The sequence below is a fragment of the Enterococcus aquimarinus genome (assembly GCF_001885765.1).
GTDB lineage: Bacteria > Bacillota > Bacilli > Lactobacillales > Enterococcaceae > Enterococcus_I > Enterococcus_I aquimarinus.
Genome location: NZ_JXKD01000005.1, coordinates 82,738 through 100,989 on the forward strand (window position 1 = coordinate 82,738; position 18,252 = coordinate 100,989).

At 41.4% G+C, this 18,252-nt stretch carries 16 protein-coding genes; 15 read left to right on the forward strand and 1 reads right to left on the reverse strand.

Annotation, left to right across the window (positions count from 1 at the left end; all coding sequences use genetic code 11):
• Positions 1–8: 8 nt before the first annotated feature.
• Positions 9–953 carry a metal ABC transporter substrate-binding protein gene (locus tag RU93_RS05275; protein ID WP_379952830.1) on the reverse strand — a complete coding sequence of 315 codons (945 nt, stop codon included), beginning with the start codon at positions 951–953 and terminating at the stop codon, positions 9–11.
• A 268-nt stretch (positions 954–1,221) separates the two neighbouring features.
• Between RU93_RS05275 and RU93_RS05280 the strand changes: the two genes are divergently transcribed.
• The 15 genes from RU93_RS05280 (at position 1,222) to RU93_RS05350 (ending at position 18,087) form a co-directional block, all read left to right on the forward strand.
• On the forward strand, positions 1,222–1,935 hold the full coding sequence (locus RU93_RS05280; protein ID WP_071874571.1) for a class A sortase: 714 nt from the start codon (positions 1,222–1,224) through the stop codon (positions 1,933–1,935).
• A 17-nt stretch (positions 1,936–1,952) separates the two neighbouring features.
• On the forward strand, positions 1,953–2,171 hold the full coding sequence (locus RU93_RS05285; RefSeq protein ID WP_071874572.1) for a YdbC family protein: 219 nt from the start codon (positions 1,953–1,955) through the stop codon (positions 2,169–2,171).
• A 15-nt stretch (positions 2,172–2,186) separates the two neighbouring features.
• Entirely contained in the window at positions 2,187–3,068 is an 882-nt protein-coding gene (locus RU93_RS05290) for a YicC/YloC family endoribonuclease (RefSeq protein WP_071874573.1), read from the forward strand.
• A 131-nt stretch (positions 3,069–3,199) separates the two neighbouring features.
• On the forward strand, positions 3,200–3,814 hold the full coding sequence (gene gmk, locus RU93_RS05295) for a guanylate kinase (RefSeq protein ID WP_071874574.1): 615 nt from the start codon (positions 3,200–3,202) through the stop codon (positions 3,812–3,814).
• 5 nt (positions 3,815–3,819) lie between these two features.
• On the forward strand, positions 3,820–4,125 hold the full coding sequence (gene rpoZ / locus RU93_RS05300) for a DNA-directed RNA polymerase subunit omega (protein WP_071874575.1): 306 nt from the start codon (positions 3,820–3,822) through the stop codon (positions 4,123–4,125).
• A gap of 101 nt (positions 4,126–4,226) precedes the next feature.
• Entirely contained in the window at positions 4,227–6,635 is a 2,409-nt protein-coding gene (gene priA, locus RU93_RS05305) for a primosomal protein N' (protein ID WP_071874576.1), read from the forward strand.
• Positions 6,636–6,651: 16 nt separating this feature from the next.
• Positions 6,652–7,143, forward strand: a complete 492-nt coding sequence (def, locus tag RU93_RS05310; protein WP_071874577.1) for a peptide deformylase — start codon at positions 6,652–6,654, stop codon at positions 7,141–7,143.
• Positions 7,136–8,089 (forward strand): methionyl-tRNA formyltransferase, encoded by a 954-nt coding sequence (gene fmt / locus RU93_RS05315; RefSeq protein ID WP_071874578.1) that lies wholly within the window; start codon positions 7,136–7,138, stop codon positions 8,087–8,089. Before def ends, fmt begins: the two co-directional genes overlap by 8 nt.
• On the forward strand, positions 8,079–9,431 hold the full coding sequence (gene rsmB, locus RU93_RS05320) for a 16S rRNA (cytosine(967)-C(5))-methyltransferase RsmB (RefSeq protein ID WP_071874579.1): 1,353 nt from the start codon (positions 8,079–8,081) through the stop codon (positions 9,429–9,431). Before fmt ends, rsmB begins: the two co-directional genes overlap by 11 nt.
• Positions 9,432–9,446: 15 nt before the next feature.
• Positions 9,447–10,187, forward strand: coding sequence for a Stp1/IreP family PP2C-type Ser/Thr phosphatase (locus RU93_RS05325; protein ID WP_071874580.1), 741 nt, complete (start codon positions 9,447–9,449; stop codon positions 10,185–10,187).
• The gene (gene pknB, locus RU93_RS05330; protein WP_071874581.1) at positions 10,184–12,388 is read left to right on the forward strand and encodes a Stk1 family PASTA domain-containing Ser/Thr kinase; all 2,205 of its coding nucleotides are present in this window, start codon (positions 10,184–10,186) and stop codon (positions 12,386–12,388) included. Before RU93_RS05325 ends, pknB begins: the two co-directional genes overlap by 4 nt.
• Positions 12,389–12,531: 143 nt before the next feature.
• Positions 12,532–13,002 (forward strand): CtsR family transcriptional regulator, encoded by a 471-nt coding sequence (locus RU93_RS05335; protein WP_071874582.1) that lies wholly within the window; start codon positions 12,532–12,534, stop codon positions 13,000–13,002.
• A 5-nt stretch (positions 13,003–13,007) separates the two neighbouring features.
• Positions 13,008–15,506, forward strand: coding sequence for an ATP-dependent Clp protease ATP-binding subunit (locus tag RU93_RS05340; RefSeq protein WP_071874583.1), 2,499 nt, complete (start codon positions 13,008–13,010; stop codon positions 15,504–15,506).
• A gap of 406 nt (positions 15,507–15,912) precedes the next feature.
• Positions 15,913–16,833: a peptidase U32 family protein gene (locus RU93_RS05345; protein ID WP_071874584.1), complete on the forward strand. Its 921-nt coding sequence runs from the start codon at positions 15,913–15,915 to the stop codon at positions 16,831–16,833.
• A gap of 12 nt (positions 16,834–16,845) precedes the next feature.
• Complete coding sequence (locus RU93_RS05350) at positions 16,846–18,087, forward strand: peptidase U32 family protein (RefSeq protein WP_071874585.1); 1,242 nt, start codon at positions 16,846–16,848, stop codon at positions 18,085–18,087.
• The last annotated feature ends 165 nt before the right edge of the window (positions 18,088–18,252 follow it).

Consider the following 18,252-nt stretch of genomic DNA (forward strand, 5'->3'; position numbering starts at 1 on the left):
TTTCCCTCCTACTGAATGCTTAATGTTAAGGCTTCTAAATTTTCTTTCATCATAGAGAGGTAACTTTCGCCATTAGCTTGTTGTTCTTTTGTTAAACTTTCAATCGTTGCTAAGACTGAAAGTTTAACGCCAGTTTCTTTGGCTAACGTTTGAGCAACTTTTCCAGATGTATTTTCTTCAAAATAAATGACATTAATCGCGTTATCTTGGATGAATGTTTTTAATGTAGCTAATCGACTAGGTGTTGGTTCGCCCTCCGAAGCGATACCCGTAATGGCTACTTGCGTCAGATTATAGCGCTTTGCTAAATAAGAAAATGCACCATGTTGTGTGACAAATGTTCGATTTTTTGCCTGCGCGGTTGCTGTCTGATAAGCTTGATCAAGTGCCTCTAACTCTTTAATATAGCTTTCGCTTTGTTCTTTAAATAAAGATGCATGCTCGGGAAATTGTTCACTTAAAGACGATTGAATTTGTCTTACTTGTTCGATTGCCAAAATTGGATCAAGCCAGACATGCGGATCTTGACTGTGAAGATGACCGTCTTCATCGGACGCTTCTGGGTGATCGGTTTCTTCAATCGCTAATAGTTCAATTCCTTCACTCGCTTCAATCACATTTGTTTGCGTGACATCCAAATTGCTTTTGATATCGTTCATCCAGGTTTCAAATACCTGACTATTATAAACAACGGCGTCTGCATCGTGGATTTTAGCGACATCCTTGGCGCTAGGTTCATAATCATGCGGCTCTGTCCCGGCAGGTATCAACAATTCAACCTCGCCAATTTCGCCTACAACGGCTTTAGTAAATTCAACCATCGGATAAAAGGTCGCCACTATACGGATGGATTCAGTCTCCTCTGGTATGGTAGCTTGGCCACAACTAACTAAAAAGAAACTACTTGCTAGTATCATTATCTTAAGGGCCATCAATTTCTTTACCATTTTAATCCTCTTTTCATAAATAGGAATCATTACGATTTAATCTCCGAGCTATAATTTATCAAAAAAGGAAAAATTAGTCAAGAAAAAGAGAAGGACAACTTATTGATTTTACGACATTGTTTCAAATAGTCAAGGAAGTTGCTAGAAAGGGCTAAATTTTTCTTGATGATGGATACGTTCATTTTTAAAATCACTCTTTTTCCGCTGAAAAGGCGATTGAAAAAAGTGCTCGTTTTAATTTTATGGTATGATAAAAAAAAGAGAGGTCATGGCAATGAAAAGAAAAAAACGATTGAAAAATAGTCTGATCAATTTATTCTTACTCTTCCTCTTAGTAATTGGGTTTGCGTTGATTTTTAATCGCCAAATTCGAAGTTTTTTGATGGCGCGAACGAGCGATTCTTACCAGATAAGCAATGTGGATCGGGCAGAAATTGAGAATAATTTAAAACAAGAGGCGACATTTGACTTTGATAATGTCCAGTCAGTGGATTTAGAAGCTGTTCTAAAAGCTCAATTAAGCGGGAAAGTGTTACCCGTAATCGGAGGTGTGGCAATCCCAAGTGTCAAGATCCAACTTCCAATTTTCAAAGGACTATCAAATGAGGCTCTTTTATTTGGTGCGGGAACGTTTGATCCGAGTCAAAAAATGGGAGAAGGAAACTATGCGTTAGCCAGTCATCGAATTGAAGAGACCGATTTGTTGTTTTCGCATTTGGATAAAGTACAAATAGGAGATCGTGTTTATTTAACGGATTTAGAGAAGATTTATACGTATACTGTCATTGAATCCAAGCGTATTGAACCGACACAAGTTGAAGTGTTAGATTTGGTAGAAAATCAAACACTCGTAACGTTGATTACTTGTGGTGAGGCAGCCGGTGTGACGCGGTGGCTTGTTCAAGGAGAGTTATCAGAAATGACTGCGGTGAGTGAGGCAACCGCCGAAATGCTAGCGGCATTTTCAATGGAACAACAAACTTTTTAGAAATGAGGCGTAAAGGAATGGCAAAAGAATTTTCATATGAGATCGTCGAAGAAATTGGCGTTTTATCGCAAAACAGTCGAGGGTGGCAAAAAGAATTAAATTTAGTGAGTTGGAATGGCAATCCACCTAAATTTGATTTACGGGATTGGGCTCCAGACCATGAAAAGATGGGGAAAGGTGTCACCCTAAGTAATGACGAATTCGAAGCGTTAAAAAAATTACTACTTTCAATGTAAGGGAGTCAGAAAGCTATGAAAAGTATGACCGGTTTTGGAAAAGCGATGCGTGTGACAGACGCCTATCAAATCGAAGTCGAAATAAAAAGCGTCAATCACCGTTTTCTAGATGTGCAGTTGCGGACCTCGCGCCAGCTTCATGCCTATGAAAATCAAATTCGTCAAGTAATCAAAGAAACGTTGCATCGTGGACGTGTTGAGGTCTTTGTGACTTTAACCCAGCGCAGTGATCTTGGTAAAGAAGTCATGATTCATTGGGACTTACTTGAGCAAGTCGTGACGTCGGTGGAGCATGAAATGCAAGCACGTTTTCAAACGACAATCCAACGAGGCCCTTTTATCGAGAGTCTGCTTGAAAAAGAAACGTTTATGGAAATGAATGAACGAATGACCGATGATGACTCACTTGAGCATCTTTTGCTAGCAGTTGTCACTGAAGCAACGCGAGCGAATGATCAAAGTCGCCAGTTGGAAGGACGAGGGATTTTAAGTGTACTGCAAGAAAATCAACAACTGTTACAACATCAAATCCAAGAATTAAGTCAATTTTTTGCTGCATTTGAACAAGAGTACCAGAGTCGTTTTGAAAAAAAATTGAACGATTATTTAGGTGCGACCATCGATCAAGACCGCTTGTTAACAGAAATGGTAATTTTACTAGAACGCAGTGATATTCATGAGGAATTAGATCGACTAACTATTCATTTGGAAAATCTCCAACAATTATTCGTAAAACCACAGCCGGTGGGGCGGGAATTGGATTTTTTAATTCAAGAAATCAATCGCGAAATCAATACGATTGGCTCAAAATCCACCGCAATTGAAATGAAGAATATCGTTGTCCAAATGAAGACGATTATTGAAAAAATTCGTGAGCAAGTTCAAAACATTGAATAATTTGAGTGAAAATTAGCGAGAAAAGTGGCTTTTTAGTCAGATTTTTGGTATATTATAAGAATTACTGTACATAACAAGAAATAGGTACAAACGTAGGGAAAGTAACTTTAGGAGAATGAAAGGACGTCGACATGGTAGAGCGTGGGTTATTAATAGTATTATCTGGTCCTTCAGGTGTAGGGAAGGGAACGGTTCGTAAAGCCATTTTTGATAGTGAAGCGAACGATTTTCAATATTCGATTTCAATGACGACTCGCAAGAAGCGAATCGGCGAAGTGGAAGGTGTGGACTATTACTTCCGCGAACGTGAAGAATTCGAGCAATTAATTGCATCAGGAGAAATGTTAGAGTATGCAGAATATGTAGGTAATTACTATGGAACACCTCTGTCATATGTACAAAAAACCTTAGATCAAGGTAAAGATGTCTTTTTGGAAATTGAAGTGCAAGGCGCACAACAAGTGAAAGAAAAAGTGCCAGATGGGGTTTTTATTTTCTTAACGCCACCTGATTTGGCAGAACTGCGTAGTAGAATTACAGGTCGTGGAACCGATGCTCCGGATGTCATTGATGAACGGATGCGTATTGCCCGAGAAGAAATCGAAATGATGGCCTTATATGATTATGCGGTTGTCAACGATGAAGTCCCGCTAGCGGTGAAACGAATCAAAGAAATTATTGCAAGTGAACATTTTCGTGTTGAACGTGTGATTGGAAAATATAGAAAAATGTTAGAGGAGTTGTAAAAACTATGATGTTAAAACCGTCTATCGATGCGTTATTAGATCGAGTAAATTCAAAATATTCATTAGTTATTTTAGCAAGCAAACGTGCACATGAGTTAGAGGCAGGAGCGGAACCAACTTTGGATTCGTTTGACTCAATTAAACGAGTGGGACAAGCGTTAGAAGAAATTGAGGCCGAAACCGTTGTGAATGATCCGCATCCAGAAATTAAACGTGCCCGTTTGAAATTGGAAGAAGAAGAACGTCAAGCCCGTAAAGAACAAGAACAAAAAGAGCTAGAAACAAGAATTCGCCAAGATCATAACGCATAGAATCGAAAAAAAGTCTGGAGAAGGAATTCCAGACTTTTTCTTTTGCTTTGAAAGACAAACGTCCGGAACTTTAGTAGAATAAGAAAGAAGGAGGTGGAGCAATGTCTCAGTATGCACAAGTGATTGTCGATGTCCCTACAATGCAGACCGATCAACCGTACACGTATCTCGTTCCTGACGAGTGGCAAGCCGTCATTGAATGCGGGATGCGTGTGGAGGTGCCTTTTGGTGAAGGTAATCGACATATTCAAGGCTTCGTGACCGCTCTACCAACAGAGTTAGAAGAGTCGACGCTTTCGTTAAAATCATTGATTCGCGTGATTGATTTAGCCCCGGTTGTGAATCAAGAATTGTTACAGCTAGCGGATTATATGAAAGACGTCACTTTTTCGTTTAAAATTAATTGTCTTCAAACGATGCTGCCAGCTGCGATGAAAGCTGCTTATCAAAAAAAATTTGTCTTGCTTGATGAGGATCATCCTGTCAAAGAAACCTATTTTTCGCAGAGTAACGAAATTGATTGGGACGTGATCGAAGCTGCAGGAGCGCTAACGTTATTTAAGCGTTTAAGAGAGCAATCGATTGTGGAACTTCGCTATATCGTCAAAGAAAAGGTCAATAAAAAAATGATTCGCTATGTAAAAAGTCTGGTGACGACAGAAAATTATTTCGTCTTTAAGGAACAATTACGACCGAATGCGTTGCGCCAACATCAATTATTAGAACAATTAAAAACGACGCCTCGTGAAACGGTGACTTTTTATCGCGAAAAAGAGCTGCTAAGTACGCATTTAAAGACGGCTGAAAAAAATGGCTGGCTTTCTTTTGAAGAAGTTGAAAGTTATCGCGATCCTTTTGCGAATCATGATTTTCCTAAGACGCTCCCTTGGCAATTGAATACCGAGCAACAACAAGCGGTATCGCGCATTTTAGCTGCGGAGGCGCAAGGGGAAGCGACGACGTTCTTATTAGAAGGCATTACGGGTAGCGGAAAAACAGAAGTCTACTTGCAATCGATTGCTGAAATCTTGAATAAAGGCAAGACAGCGATGATGTTAGTACCAGAGATTGCCTTAACGCCACAGATGGTTCAACGATTTAAGAGTCGTTTCGGCAAGGCGGTCGCCGTCTTACATAGTGGGCTATCGCAAGGTGAAAAATACGACGAGTGGCGCAAAATCGAACGCGGTGAGGCACAAGTTGTGGTGGGTGCGCGTTCGGCTGTTTTTGCACCGCTCCAAAAAATTGGTCTTATTATTATTGATGAAGAACATGAAGCGACCTATAAGCAAGAAGATACGCCACGTTATCATGCCCGTGACCTCGCGATTTGGCGTAGTCAATATCATCACTGTCCAGTGATTCTTGGGAGTGCGACGCCTTCGCTAGAATCACGGGCGCGCGCTCAAAAAAAGCGGTATGAACTCTTATACTTAACGCAAAGAGCCCATGAAAATGCGCAACTACCGAGCGTTACGATTGTTGATTTGAAAGAAGAGTACGCTCAAAAGAATACGAGTACTTTTTCTCGTTTGCTGCAAGAAAAAATCAGCAATCGCCTGCAACAAAAAGAGCAAATCGTTCTTTTACTCAATCGGCGCGGCTATTCTTCCTTTATGATGTGTCGCGATTGTGGCTATGTTTTGCCTTGTCCGAATTGTGACATTTCGTTAACGCTCCATATGGATGTCAAAAAAATGCGTTGTCACTATTGTGGGCACCAAGAAAATATTCCTAAAAAGTGTCCGGATTGCCAAGGGGAAAAAATCCGTTATTACGGTACAGGGACTCAAAAAGTAGAGGAAGAATTACAAGCACGTTTTCCGAGTGCGCGGATTTTAAGAATGGATGTTGACACGACACGTAAAAAAGGGGCACACGAGAAAATATTAAAAGCCTTTGAAGAACAAGAGGCCGATATTTTACTCGGGACACAAATGATTGCCAAAGGTTTGGATTATCCTAATATCACGTTAGTTGGCGTGTTAAACGCGGATACTGCGTTAAATCTACCTGACTTTCGTTCAAGTGAGCGGACGTTTCAACTGTTAACCCAAGTGAGTGGTCGTGCTGGACGCGGCGCAAAACCAGGTGAAGTCATCGTTCAAACCTTTAACCCAGAACACCATAGTATTGTGCTTGCTCAGGCACAAGATTACGAAGCTTTTTATCAACAAGAAATGATTTTGCGTCATCAAAGTGGCTACCCGCCTTTTTATTTTACGGTAAAAATTACGGTCAGCCATCCAGCAGAACAGGTAGTCGCGAAAAAAAGTTATCAAATAGCGGAACAGTTAAAGAATGGTTTGAGCCCGGAGAGCCGTATTTTAGGTCCAACACCTAGTGGCATTGCTCGGATCAAAAATCGATACTATTACCAAATTATTTTAAAATATAAACACGAAGTCCATCTCCACAGAATGTTGCGAGAGATTTTAGAAACAAGTCAAAGTGAACAGCGAAAAAATTTATATGTGAGTATTGATTACGAACCGTTGAATTTTATTTAAAAAAGGAGCCCTGCTGATGCGTTATCCAATTATTATTCACCCTAACGATAAATTACGAAAACCTTCCAAGCGTGTAACGGAAATCACCGATGAATTACTCGCTTTACTGGATGATCTCCATGAAACAATGATTGCTCATGATGGGATTGGCATCGCCGCCCCTCAAGTTGGCAAAAATATCCAAGTTGCACTAGTAGAAGTCGATGAAGGCGATCTATTTGAACTGATTAATCCTGAAATTATTTCTGCGAAAGGTGAGAGCATTGACGTGGAAGGTTGTCTGAGTATCCCGCATACTTATGGGACCGTCAAACGAGCTGATGAGCTTGTCGTTCGCTATTACGACCGAGAAGGTGACGAAATGGAAGTCGAAGCGTATGGCTATTTAGCACGCGCCTTTCAACATGAAATCGATCACTTACAAGGGAAATTATTTATCGATCAGATGATTGAACCAATTGCAGAAGAAGATTTAGAAAAATATATGGAGGAACATCTCGATGACTAAACTAATTTTTATGGGAACCCCTCAATTTTCAGTCCCGATTTTAGAAGCCCTTGTGGCACAAGCGTATGACGTGGTAGCCGTTGTGACCCAACCCGATCGTCCTGTAGGTCGTAAGCGGGTCATTACACCGACACCCGTGAAGGAAGCCGCGATTCGTTTGGGGCTGCCAGTTTTTCAACCTGAAAAAATTAGTGGTTCACCCGAAATGGCTGAGATCATGGCGTTAGAAGCGGATATCATTGTGACGGCAGCGTTTGGTCAATTTTTACCCGATGCTCTGTTAAAAGCACCTAAAAAAGGCGCGATTAATGTTCATGCTTCCTTATTGCCAAAATATCGCGGAGGCGCACCGGTTCATTTTGCCATTATGGCAGGAGAAAAAGAAACAGGTGTCACCATCATGGAAATGATTAAGAAGATGGATGCAGGTGGCATTTATGCGCAAAAATCATTACCCATTACGAAAAAAGATGATGTGGGTATAATGTTTGATAAATTAAGTCTTTTAGGGCGGGATTTATTACTAGAAACCTTACCGAAAATTCTTAGCGGAGAATTACAACCAGTTCCGCAAGAGGAACAGTTAGCCACTTTCTCACCAAATATTACACGAGAACAAGAAGTGATTGATTGGCAGCAGACAGCGGAAATGATTGATTGTCAAGTTCGCGGTATGCGTCCGTGGCCGATTGCGTATACGACGTATCAAGGGGACCGTTGGAAAATTTTAGCGGTGACGCCGCTAGAAGAAACGACGACGCACGCTCCGGGAACGATCATTGAGCGCGATAAAAAAACGTTGAAAATTGCTTGCGGTGACGGAACGGTTTTATCGATTGAAACGTTACAACCAGCTGGCAAAGGGTTGTTAGGGATCGCTGAATTTTTAAATGGTAGCGGCCAAAAAGTTGCAGTCATGCAAAAGGTGGGACAAGATGACGAATAAACAAACCAAAAGAACGGTCCGTTATGTCGCTTTAGAAGCCTTAGAAAGGGTGACAAAAGGCGGGGCCTATTCAAATCTTCTCTTACGGGAATTAATGAATCAGGGACGGTTAAATGAAAAAGATGGCCGATTATTAACCGAGCTCGTTTATGGCACGATTGCCCGTCAACTGCTCTTAGATTATTATTTAATGCCGTTTACTAAGCAAGCAAAAAAAGTGGATGGTTGGGTCCAAAATCTATTGCGCTTGTCACTTTATCAACTCCTATATCTTGATAAAGTTCCAAGTCATGCCATTTTGAACGAAGCAGTGGAAATTGCGAAAACTCGTGGTAATATAGGAATAAGTAAATTTGTGAATGGTGTTTTGCGTAACGTCCAACGTCAAGGTGTTCCAGCGTTAAGTCAAATCGAAAACCCGATTGAGCGATTAAGTATTGAAATCAGTATGCCACAGTGGCTGGTTGAGAAATTTGTTCATCAAATCGGATTTGAACAGACACGGGCATTTGGTCTTTCATTATTTGAAGCAAGCCATTTAAGCGGTCGCGTCAACACCAATCTCTTGAGTCGTGAAGCAGCAATCGAGACGCTTACGCTCGAAGGATTTGAAGTGGAAGAAAGTCAAATCAGTCCGTATGGCATTGTCGGCAAAAAAGGATTTTTAGCGGGCAGTCGCTTGTTTGCAGAAGGCCAATTGACCATTCAAGATGAGAGTTCGATGCTCGTTGCGCCAACGCTTCAAATCGAAGCTCATCACCAGGTACTGGACGCGTGTGCCGCACCAGGTGGTAAAACGACTCACATGGCGACCTTTTTAAAGGCAGAACAAGGTGGAAAAGTGACGGCTCTAGACATTCATGCGCATAAAGTGCGATTGGTAGAAGAAAACGCCCAACGATTGCATGTGGCGGATGTGGTAGAAACAAAAGTACTGGATGCACGCTTAGTAAATCAAACGTTTGCGCCAGAGACCTTCGATCGTATTTTGGTGGATGCTCCTTGTTCAGGACTCGGCTTAATGCGCCGTAAACCAGATATTAAATATAGTAAAAAACCAAGTGATTTTACCCAATTACCGCTGATCCAAATGGCGATTTTGGAAAGTGTTGCCCCAACTTTAAAAGCGGGTGGCTTATTAGTTTATAGTACTTGTACGATTATTCCTGAAGAAAACCAAATGGTGGTGTCGCAGTTTTTAAGTCATCATCCGGAATTCGAATTAGTGCCACTAGCTGTCTCGCCAGTCCTGGCAAATAGTCTGACAGATGAGATGCTCACACTCTATCCCCAAACATTTTTAACAGATGGTTTTTTTATTAGTTGTTTACGCAAAAAGTGACGAGGTGAAAAAAGAATGGAAGTATATTTCCAAAGTGATATAGGCAAAAGAAGAAAGAGTAATCAGGACTATACGGCAACTTTCACGAATCAAAAAAATCAACTCCTCGCTTTATTAGCAGACGGCATGGGGGGGCATCAAGCAGGCGATATCGCGAGTCGCCAAGCGGTTGAAGAAATCGGTATTGCTTGGGAAGCCACCACGATTGATGATAGTGAAAAAGCGGTCCAGTGGTTTCTGCAACACATTCAACAAGCCAATCAGAGGATTTTTGAAAAAGGTCAATCCCAACCAACCTTAAGTGGGATGGGGACAACACTAGAAGTTGTGACCCTTTTAGACAATCACCTCGCCTTAGCGCATGTGGGCGATAGCCGGATTTATTTATTTAGAGAGCAACGCTTGATTGCGTTAACGGAAGATCATTCGCTAGTGAACGCACTCTTAAAATCGGGTGAGATTACCCAAGAAATGGCAGAAAACCATCCAAGAAAAAATATTATTACCCGCTCACTGGGAATGCCAGGGAGCTTAGAGGTAGATGTGGCGATTCATAAAATTGAAGATCACGATCAATTGTTATTATGTTCAGATGGGTTAACGAATATGGTTTCGGAACCAAAAATTGCCCAAATCTTACTGGAAGCAGCCTCATTGCAAGATGCCAGTCAACGATTAATTGAGGAAGCCAATGCAAAGGGTGGTTTAGACAATATTACCGTGTTATTAATTGATGTAGGGGGGGAAAGTCAATGATTGAACTAGGTAAAAAATTAAATGGTCGCTATTTGATTCTAGGCACAATTGGTAGTGGCGGTATGGCAAATGTTTTTCTTGCGAAGGATTTAATTCTTGATCGAGAAGTTGCGGTTAAAGTGCTCCGTTTTGACTTCCAAAATGATCAAACGGCGATTCGTCGTTTTCAAAGAGAAGCCCTTGCAGCCACTGAGCTGGTTCATCCGAACATCGTGTCGGTGTATGACGTTGGCGAAGAAGATGGCATGCAGTATCTCGTGATGGAATATGTCAAAGGGATGGATCTAAAACGCTACATTCAAACGCAATATCCAATTCCTTATCGCACCGTCGTTGATATCATGCAACAAATTTTATCAGCGATTGATTTAGCGCATCATCACCGAATTATTCATCGCGATTTAAAACCGCAAAATATTTTAATGGATGAAAACGGGACGGTCAAAATTGCCGACTTTGGGATTGCGATTGCATTATCCGAAACATCGATTACGCAAACAAATTCGATGCTTGGTTCGGTCCATTATTTATCACCTGAGCAAGCAAGAGGGAGTATGGCAACGAATCAGTCCGATATTTATGCTTTAGGGATTATTTTGTACGAAATGTTAACGGGGAAAGTGCCATTTGATGGCGAATCGGCGGTAACGATTGCGCTGAAACATTTCCAAGAAGAAGTGCCTTCCTTGCGCTTGTATGATCAAAATCTGCCACAATCATTAGAAAATGTCGTTTTGAGAGCGACAGCGAAAGAAACGGCGGATCGTTACCAAAGTGCGGATGAAATGCGTCACGACTTAGATACTGTTTTATCAACAGACCGATTAAATGAACCGCGCTGGGAAGGAAATGCTTTAGCAGCAGGTGAAACGATTATTATTACGCCGATTACGGCAGAAACACCGATGCCAAAAGCGTTTAAAGACATGCCAACGCCAGCGGTTGAACCTGAACCGGAAGTCGCGGAAGCGCCGAAGAAAAAGAAGAAAAAATGGTGGATTTGGTTGCTCGTTATGGTAGCCCTTGTTTTGAGCGTGGGTGCGATCATGGTTTTCAGTGGCCGTGGCCAACAAGTAACGGTTCCTGATGTCACGGAATTGACCGAGGATGAAGCGCGCGCGCAATTGGAAGCGGCTGGCTTAGTCGTAGCGGACGACGTGAAAGAAATCGTGAGTGAAGAGATCGACAAAGGTTTAGTCGTCAAAACAAATCCCGCGAAAAATGCCCAAGTCAAAAAAGACAAAGAAGTCATTTTGTATCTAAGTAGCGGGGAAAATATGATTAAAATGCCTGATTTTACTGGCGTGCGATTGATTGATGCAAAACGTGAGCTACGGAATTTAGATTTTGTGGATCGAAATATTACTGCTGTTGAAGCCTATGATGACAGCGTGCCAGAAGGTGAAATTATTGAACAAACACCGGAGTCGGGCACAGAAGTCAATCCGCAAGAAAGCGAAGTAGAGTTCACTGTTAGTAAAGGAAAAGAACCTGTCCGAATGGTTGATTTAACAGGGAATACGCGCGAAAGTGCTCGGGAGAACTTGGAGACGCTTGGTTTGGGGAGTAATCCAATTGAATTTGAAGAAGCTTATAGTAGTGACTTTGCTCAAGGAACCGTCATGGCGCAAGACCCAAGTGTGGGAGAAGACGCGATTCCTGGTAAAACGACGATTACCCTAACGATTAGTAAAGGGGAAGAGTTAGTGAAGGTTCCTGACGTGATTAACCAAACGTTGGAAGCGGCGAAAAAATTATTAGCAGATGAAGGATTAGAAGCTGTACCAACGGAAGAGTATGATGATACCGTTGAAAAAGATCGGATTATTGCGGTACAACCGGGTGTTGGTGAAGAAGTATCCAAAGAGACACGTGTAAACGTTACGGTCTCAAAAGGGAAAAAACCACAAGAATCCCAAGAAAGTGAAGCGGTCACGAAAAACTTTACAGTAAATGTCCAAGCGACTTTTAATCCAAATGGCACGCCAGAACAAATGGTGACAGTACTGTTAACGGATGAAAATGGGACAAGACGACAAGTGTCTCAAATCTCTTTGAATTCAAGTAATAGTTCCCAAAATTTAGCAATCGCAGTCACGGTTTTAGAAGGGGAGTCCGCAACCATCTATGTTCAACGCGATGACGGTGAAGAAATTAGTCAAGTCGTGAACGGTGCTACGACCTTGCAAGTCCCTTTTTAGAAAATCTATAACATTTAAAAGCTTGATATGCCAAGGATTCGTTTGGGATATCAAGCTTTTTTCTCGTGGGTTAACCCCTTCTCCTTTTCAAGTGAGGAAAAATTCAGTATAATGAAGGTCAATATTAGTCAAGGAGGGTACGAATGAAGAATCCACGAAATACATCTGATATTATTGAAGCCTATTTAAAGAAAATTCTTGAAGAACATTCAATGATTGAAATCAGACGAACCGAAATGGCTGATTTGTTTAAATGTGTCCCTTCACAAATAAATTATGTGATTAATACACGTTTTACGATTCAAAGAGGCTATACTGTTGAAAGTAAGCGCGGAGGTGGGGGCTATATTCGCATTGAAAAAGTGAATATCTCAAACCGTCATCAATTTCTCTCGCAAGTGAATCAACTATTTGATAAGGAACTAGAAGAAAGAGATGCTCAAGGAATTATCCATAAATTATATGAAGAAGAATTATTGACAAAACGAGAAGGGAATCTGTTGTTAACAATTGTGAGTAAAGCGGTCTTAGGTTGTTCCGAAGACGAGCATGCCATTCGCTCGGCAATTTTACACAGCGTCTTAGAACGATTGAGTTATGAAGAAAAGGAGTGAATGTCATGGATGAATTATTTACCCCTCGAGCAAAAGCAGTCTTAGCGATTGCTCAGGAAGAAGCCAAATATTTTAAACATCAGGCAGTTGGATCAGAACACTTATTACTTGCGTTGGTCATTGAACAAGATGGCATCGCTGGCAAAACGTTACGGGAAATGAATGTGACAGAAAATGACATTCGAGAAGAGATCGAACACATTACGGGATATGGTATCGTAAAAGAATACCCAGTTGGCAGCTTTTTACCTTATTCGCCACGAGCACGCCAAATTTTTGCTTATGCAGGGGATGAAGCCAAGCGCTTAGGTGTAGGGCAAATTGGGACAGAACATTTATTACTCGGCATGTTACGCGATGAAGAAATCTTATCGGCACGTATTTTATTAAATTTAGGCTTCAGCTTAGCGAAAATGCGTCAACTTTTGAAAAAGAAAATGGGTCTTAATGAATCGAGAGGTCAAGCAGGGAATATGGCGCGCCGCCAACCACAAAAAGCGCGTCAAAATCCAGCACAAAATGAAGGAACGCCGGTACTCGACTCATTGGCTCGTGATTTAACGAAATTAGCCCGTGAAAAACGCCTGGATCCAGTCGTGGGACGTAGCAACGAGGTCAAACGCTTGATTCAAATCTTAAGTCGTCGTACGAAAAATAATCCGGTACTCGTAGGAGAACCTGGTGTCGGTAAAACAGCGATTGTAGAAGGTCTCGCTCAAAAAATCATTGATGGTGAAGTCCCACGTGACATGCAACAAAAACGATTAATGATGTTAGACATGGGTGGATTAGTTGCGGGGACAAAATACCGTGGCGAGTTTGAAGATCGGATGAAAAAAATTATTGATGAAATTTATCGTGACGGTCAAGTCATTCTTTTCATTGATGAACTGCATACGTTAATCGGAGCCGGTGGTGCAGAAGGGGCAATTGATGCGGCCAATATTTTAAAACCAGCATTAGCTCGTGGAGAACTGCAAACCATTGGAGCGACCACACTAGACGAATATCAAAAATACATTGAAAAAGATTCTGCTTTGGAACGTCGTTTTGCTCGTGTGCAAATTGATCAACCAAATCCAGAAGAAGCCGAAGCCATCTTAAAAGGGTTACGTCCACGATACGAAGAACATCATGGGGTAGAAATTTTAGATGAAGCGATACGCGCAGCGGTCCAATTATCTGTGCGCTACATCAATTCACGACAATTACCCGATAAAGCGATTGATTTAATGGACGAAGCGGCTGCGAAAGTTCGTTTAGATAAAGCGGATGAACTCGCGGATACCGTTCGTATTCAAGAAAGGTTATTAGCGTTAGCTGAAGAAAAAGAACAAGCCATTCGCCAGCAAAACTTTGAAGCAGCTGCGGAAATTCGTTTGCGCGAAAAAGAACTCGCGCAAGAACTCGCTGAAGCGACTTTTAAAGAAATGAAAGCAAGCGAAGGGTATAGCGACACAGTGACCGAAGAAGATGTTGCGACCGTTGTTTCTCAGTGGACAGGCGTCCCTCTTCGACAAATGGAGAAAAAAGAATCGGAGCGTTTACTTGTCTTAGAAGAAGTCTTACACCAAAGGGTTGTCGGACAAGATGAAGCGGTTAAAGCGATTGCGCGTGCGATTCGTCGAGCGCGGAGTGGATTGAAAGATCCCAATCGCCCAATCGGCTCCTTTATGTTTTTAGGTCCAACAGGTGTTGGGAAGACCGAACTCGCAAAAGCACTCGCTGAAGCGATGTTTGGGAGCGAAGATTCATTAATTCGGGTTGATATGTCAGAATTTATGGAAAAATATAGTACGAGTCGTTTAATCGGATCTCCTCCAGGGTATGTCGGCTATGAAGAAGGAGGACAATTAACCGAAAAAGTTCGTTCAAAACCATACTCGGTTATTTTGCTGGATGAAGTAGAAAAAGCGCATCCTGACATCTTTAATATCTTATTGCAAGTCTTAGATGACGGCTACTTAACTGATGCCAAAGGTCGGAAAGTCGATTTTCGTAATACGATTTTAATTATGACGTCAAATATTGGCGCAACACAATTACGGGAAGAAAAGAATGTTGGCTTTAATGTCGTCGATGCTTCAAAAGACTACAAAGCGATGCAAAAACGGATTTTAGAAGAACTGAAGAAGGCCTATCGCCCTGAATTCTTAAATCGAATTGATGAAACCATCGTGTTCCGTTCGCTCGAAAAAGATGAAATCCATGAAATCGTGAAAATTATGAGTCGTTCGATCATCAAACGTTTAGCAGCGCAAGAGATTCAATTGAAAATCACACCTGCGGCTCTTGATGTGATTGGAAAAGCAGGCTTTGATCCAGAATATGGCGCGCGACCGATTCGTCGAGCTTTACAAAAAGAAGTAGAGGATCGTTTGAGTGAGGCGTTATTAATGGGGCAAATCCACTTAGGAGATTCCGTTACGATTGGCGCTTCGAAAGGTGTCGTGACATTAAATGTTCGCGAGCAAAAACCAAAAGGAACGTTGCAAAAAGTTTAAAGGACTAAGGAGTGTATCGAAGTCGTTTTTGCTCGGAGAATGATTCGAACACTCATCCACACTATAAGTTTTACAATCTTTTTATCACCTATCGAGCAAGTAAATACATATGTAACGCAAAAAGGCTGTGACGGTTGTCGTAGCTTTTTTGCGTTTTTTAAAAGGATGGTCTCTTTTATTGAAAATAGTGTACAAAATAGTCAAAAGAATCGTATTTTAAATCACAAAAATAGGGATAAAGATCATATTCGAATGATAAAATGCGTATTATAGGCGTTTGAACATTCATTTCATTATCGATTGAATCACAAACTATGTGAAAAATTAGTGAAAAAAGCAACAAAAGTTCTTGGAAAGCGTGAAACCTTGTGATACGATAGGTTCGTTGCAAGGAGGGGACAAGGAAATGATTGAAATAATTACAACAGTAGAATCAATGGCGCAAGCGGAAGCACTTCTTCCGATGGTCGATACGATTTATTTTGGGGAAGAAACGTTTGCATTACGTTTACCCCATTCCTTTACAAGAGAAGAACAGCGACACCTCGTCGAATTAGCACATCAAGCGGGAAAACAAGCAATGGTAGCGGTGAATGGCTTAATGCATCCTGAACAAATGAAGCAGATTCCCGAATATTTAGGCTTTTTAAAAGAAATCGGTGTCGATAAAATTACGGTAGGAGAACCTGGGACCATTTTTGTCATGAAAAAAAATCATGCCTTACAAATTCCGTATGTCTACGCGGGCGAAACATTAGTGACGAGCGCGCGTCAAATTAATTTTTGGGCGAAAAAAGGAGCCGTTGGGGCGATTCTTGCTCGAGAAGTGCCGTATGAAGAAATGCGTGTCATGGCACCACAACTAACGATCCCAACGGAAGTTTTAGTCTATGGTGGTACATGTATTCATCATTCGAAGCGGCCGTTATTACAAAATTACTATAACTTTACGAAACAAGCAGCCGGTAAAACAAGAGAAGATGGACTCTTACTTTCAGAACCGAAAAAAGAGGAGACCCACTACGCTATTTTTGAAGATACACACGGTACGCATATTTATGCCAATAATGATTTAAATCTCATGATGGAATTAAAAACGTTAGTCGATACAGGGTATCAAACGTGGAAGTTGGACGGCGTGTTAACACCGGGCGAATCCTTTGTGGCGATTGTGCAATTGTTTGATCAAGCGCGTCACCTTATTGAAGAAGGACGGTGGACGCAAGCACTAGCTCAAGAGCTGAATCAACAAGTTGCGATGCATCATCCTAAAAATCGCGGACTGGATACGGGCTTTTATTACATCGACCCAACTAAAATTAAGTAAGGAGAGCATTCAATGACGAAGAAACAACCATTAAAACGTCCAGAAATTCTAGCTCCTGCTGGGACGTTAGAAAAATTAAAAGTCGCGATTCATTATGGCGCAGATGCGGTATATATTGGCGGCAATGCGTATGGCTTAAGAAGCCGTGCGGGGAATTTTACATACGAACAAATGGCTGAAGGCGTGGCTTTTGCGAAGGAACATCAGGCGAAAGTTTATGTAGCAGCTAATATGGTCACCCATGAAGGAAACCAAGAAGGTGCGGGCGAATTTTTCCGTGAATTACGTGATGTGGGGATTTCAGCGGTGATTGTTTCAGATCCCGCGTTAATTGAGATTTGTTTAACAGAAGCCCCTGGGTTACCAGTTCATTTATCAACGCAAGCCTCCGCAACCAATTTTGAAACATTAGAATTCTGGAAAGAAGAAGGATTGGAACGCATTGTCCTAGGACGAGAAGTTTCAATGGAAGAAGTGGCAGAAATCCGTCGTAATACCGACGTTGAAATTGAAGCCTTTATTCATGGGGCGATGTGTATTTCCTATTCGGGTCGTTGTACATTATCGAATCACATGGCGATGCGTGATGCCAATCGTGGTGGCTGTTCGCAGTCGTGTCGCTGGAAATATGATTTATACGATTTACCTTTTGGTGAAGAGCGTCGTAGCCTGACGAAAAATGGTGCCGTTTCAGAAGACTTTTCGATGAGTGCTGTCGACATGTCGATGATTGAGCATATCCCTGATTTAATTCAAAATGGCGTCGATTCGTTTAAAATCGAGGGACGCATGAAGTCAATTCATTACGTTTCAACGGTTTCCAATGTGTATAAAGCAGCGGTTGATAGTTATATGGCCGATCCTGAAAACTATGTCTGCAAACAAGAATGGATTGATGAGCTATGGAAAGTCGCTCAACGGGAACTGGCAACCGGTTTTTATTACAATATTCCAACAGAAGAAGAACAACTTTTTGGAGCGCGTCGCAAAATTCCCGAGTATAAATTTATCGGTGAAGTCTTAGCCTATGATGAAGCGAGTCAAACGGCAACTATTCGTCAACGAAATGCCTTTGAAGTGGGCGATGAGATTGAATTTTATGGTCCTGGCTTCCATCACTTTGAACAAAAGGTAGACGTGATGTATAACGAAGAAGGGGAATCGATTGATCGTGCGCCAAATGCCATGATGATTCTTACGATGCCTGTGATTGAAAAAGTTTCACCAGGCGATATGATTCGCAAAAGAAAATAACCATTTTAAAGAGTGATAACGATCAAACGTTATCACTCTTTTTAGTTACCATTATTAATGGAATTGAACAGGCTTGCTCGATTTTTTTAAAATTTGATTTAATCAGAATTTCTTTGCTATTATATCAAAGAGTAGTCCTCTTTTGAGCGCCTATTTTTTAGGCAA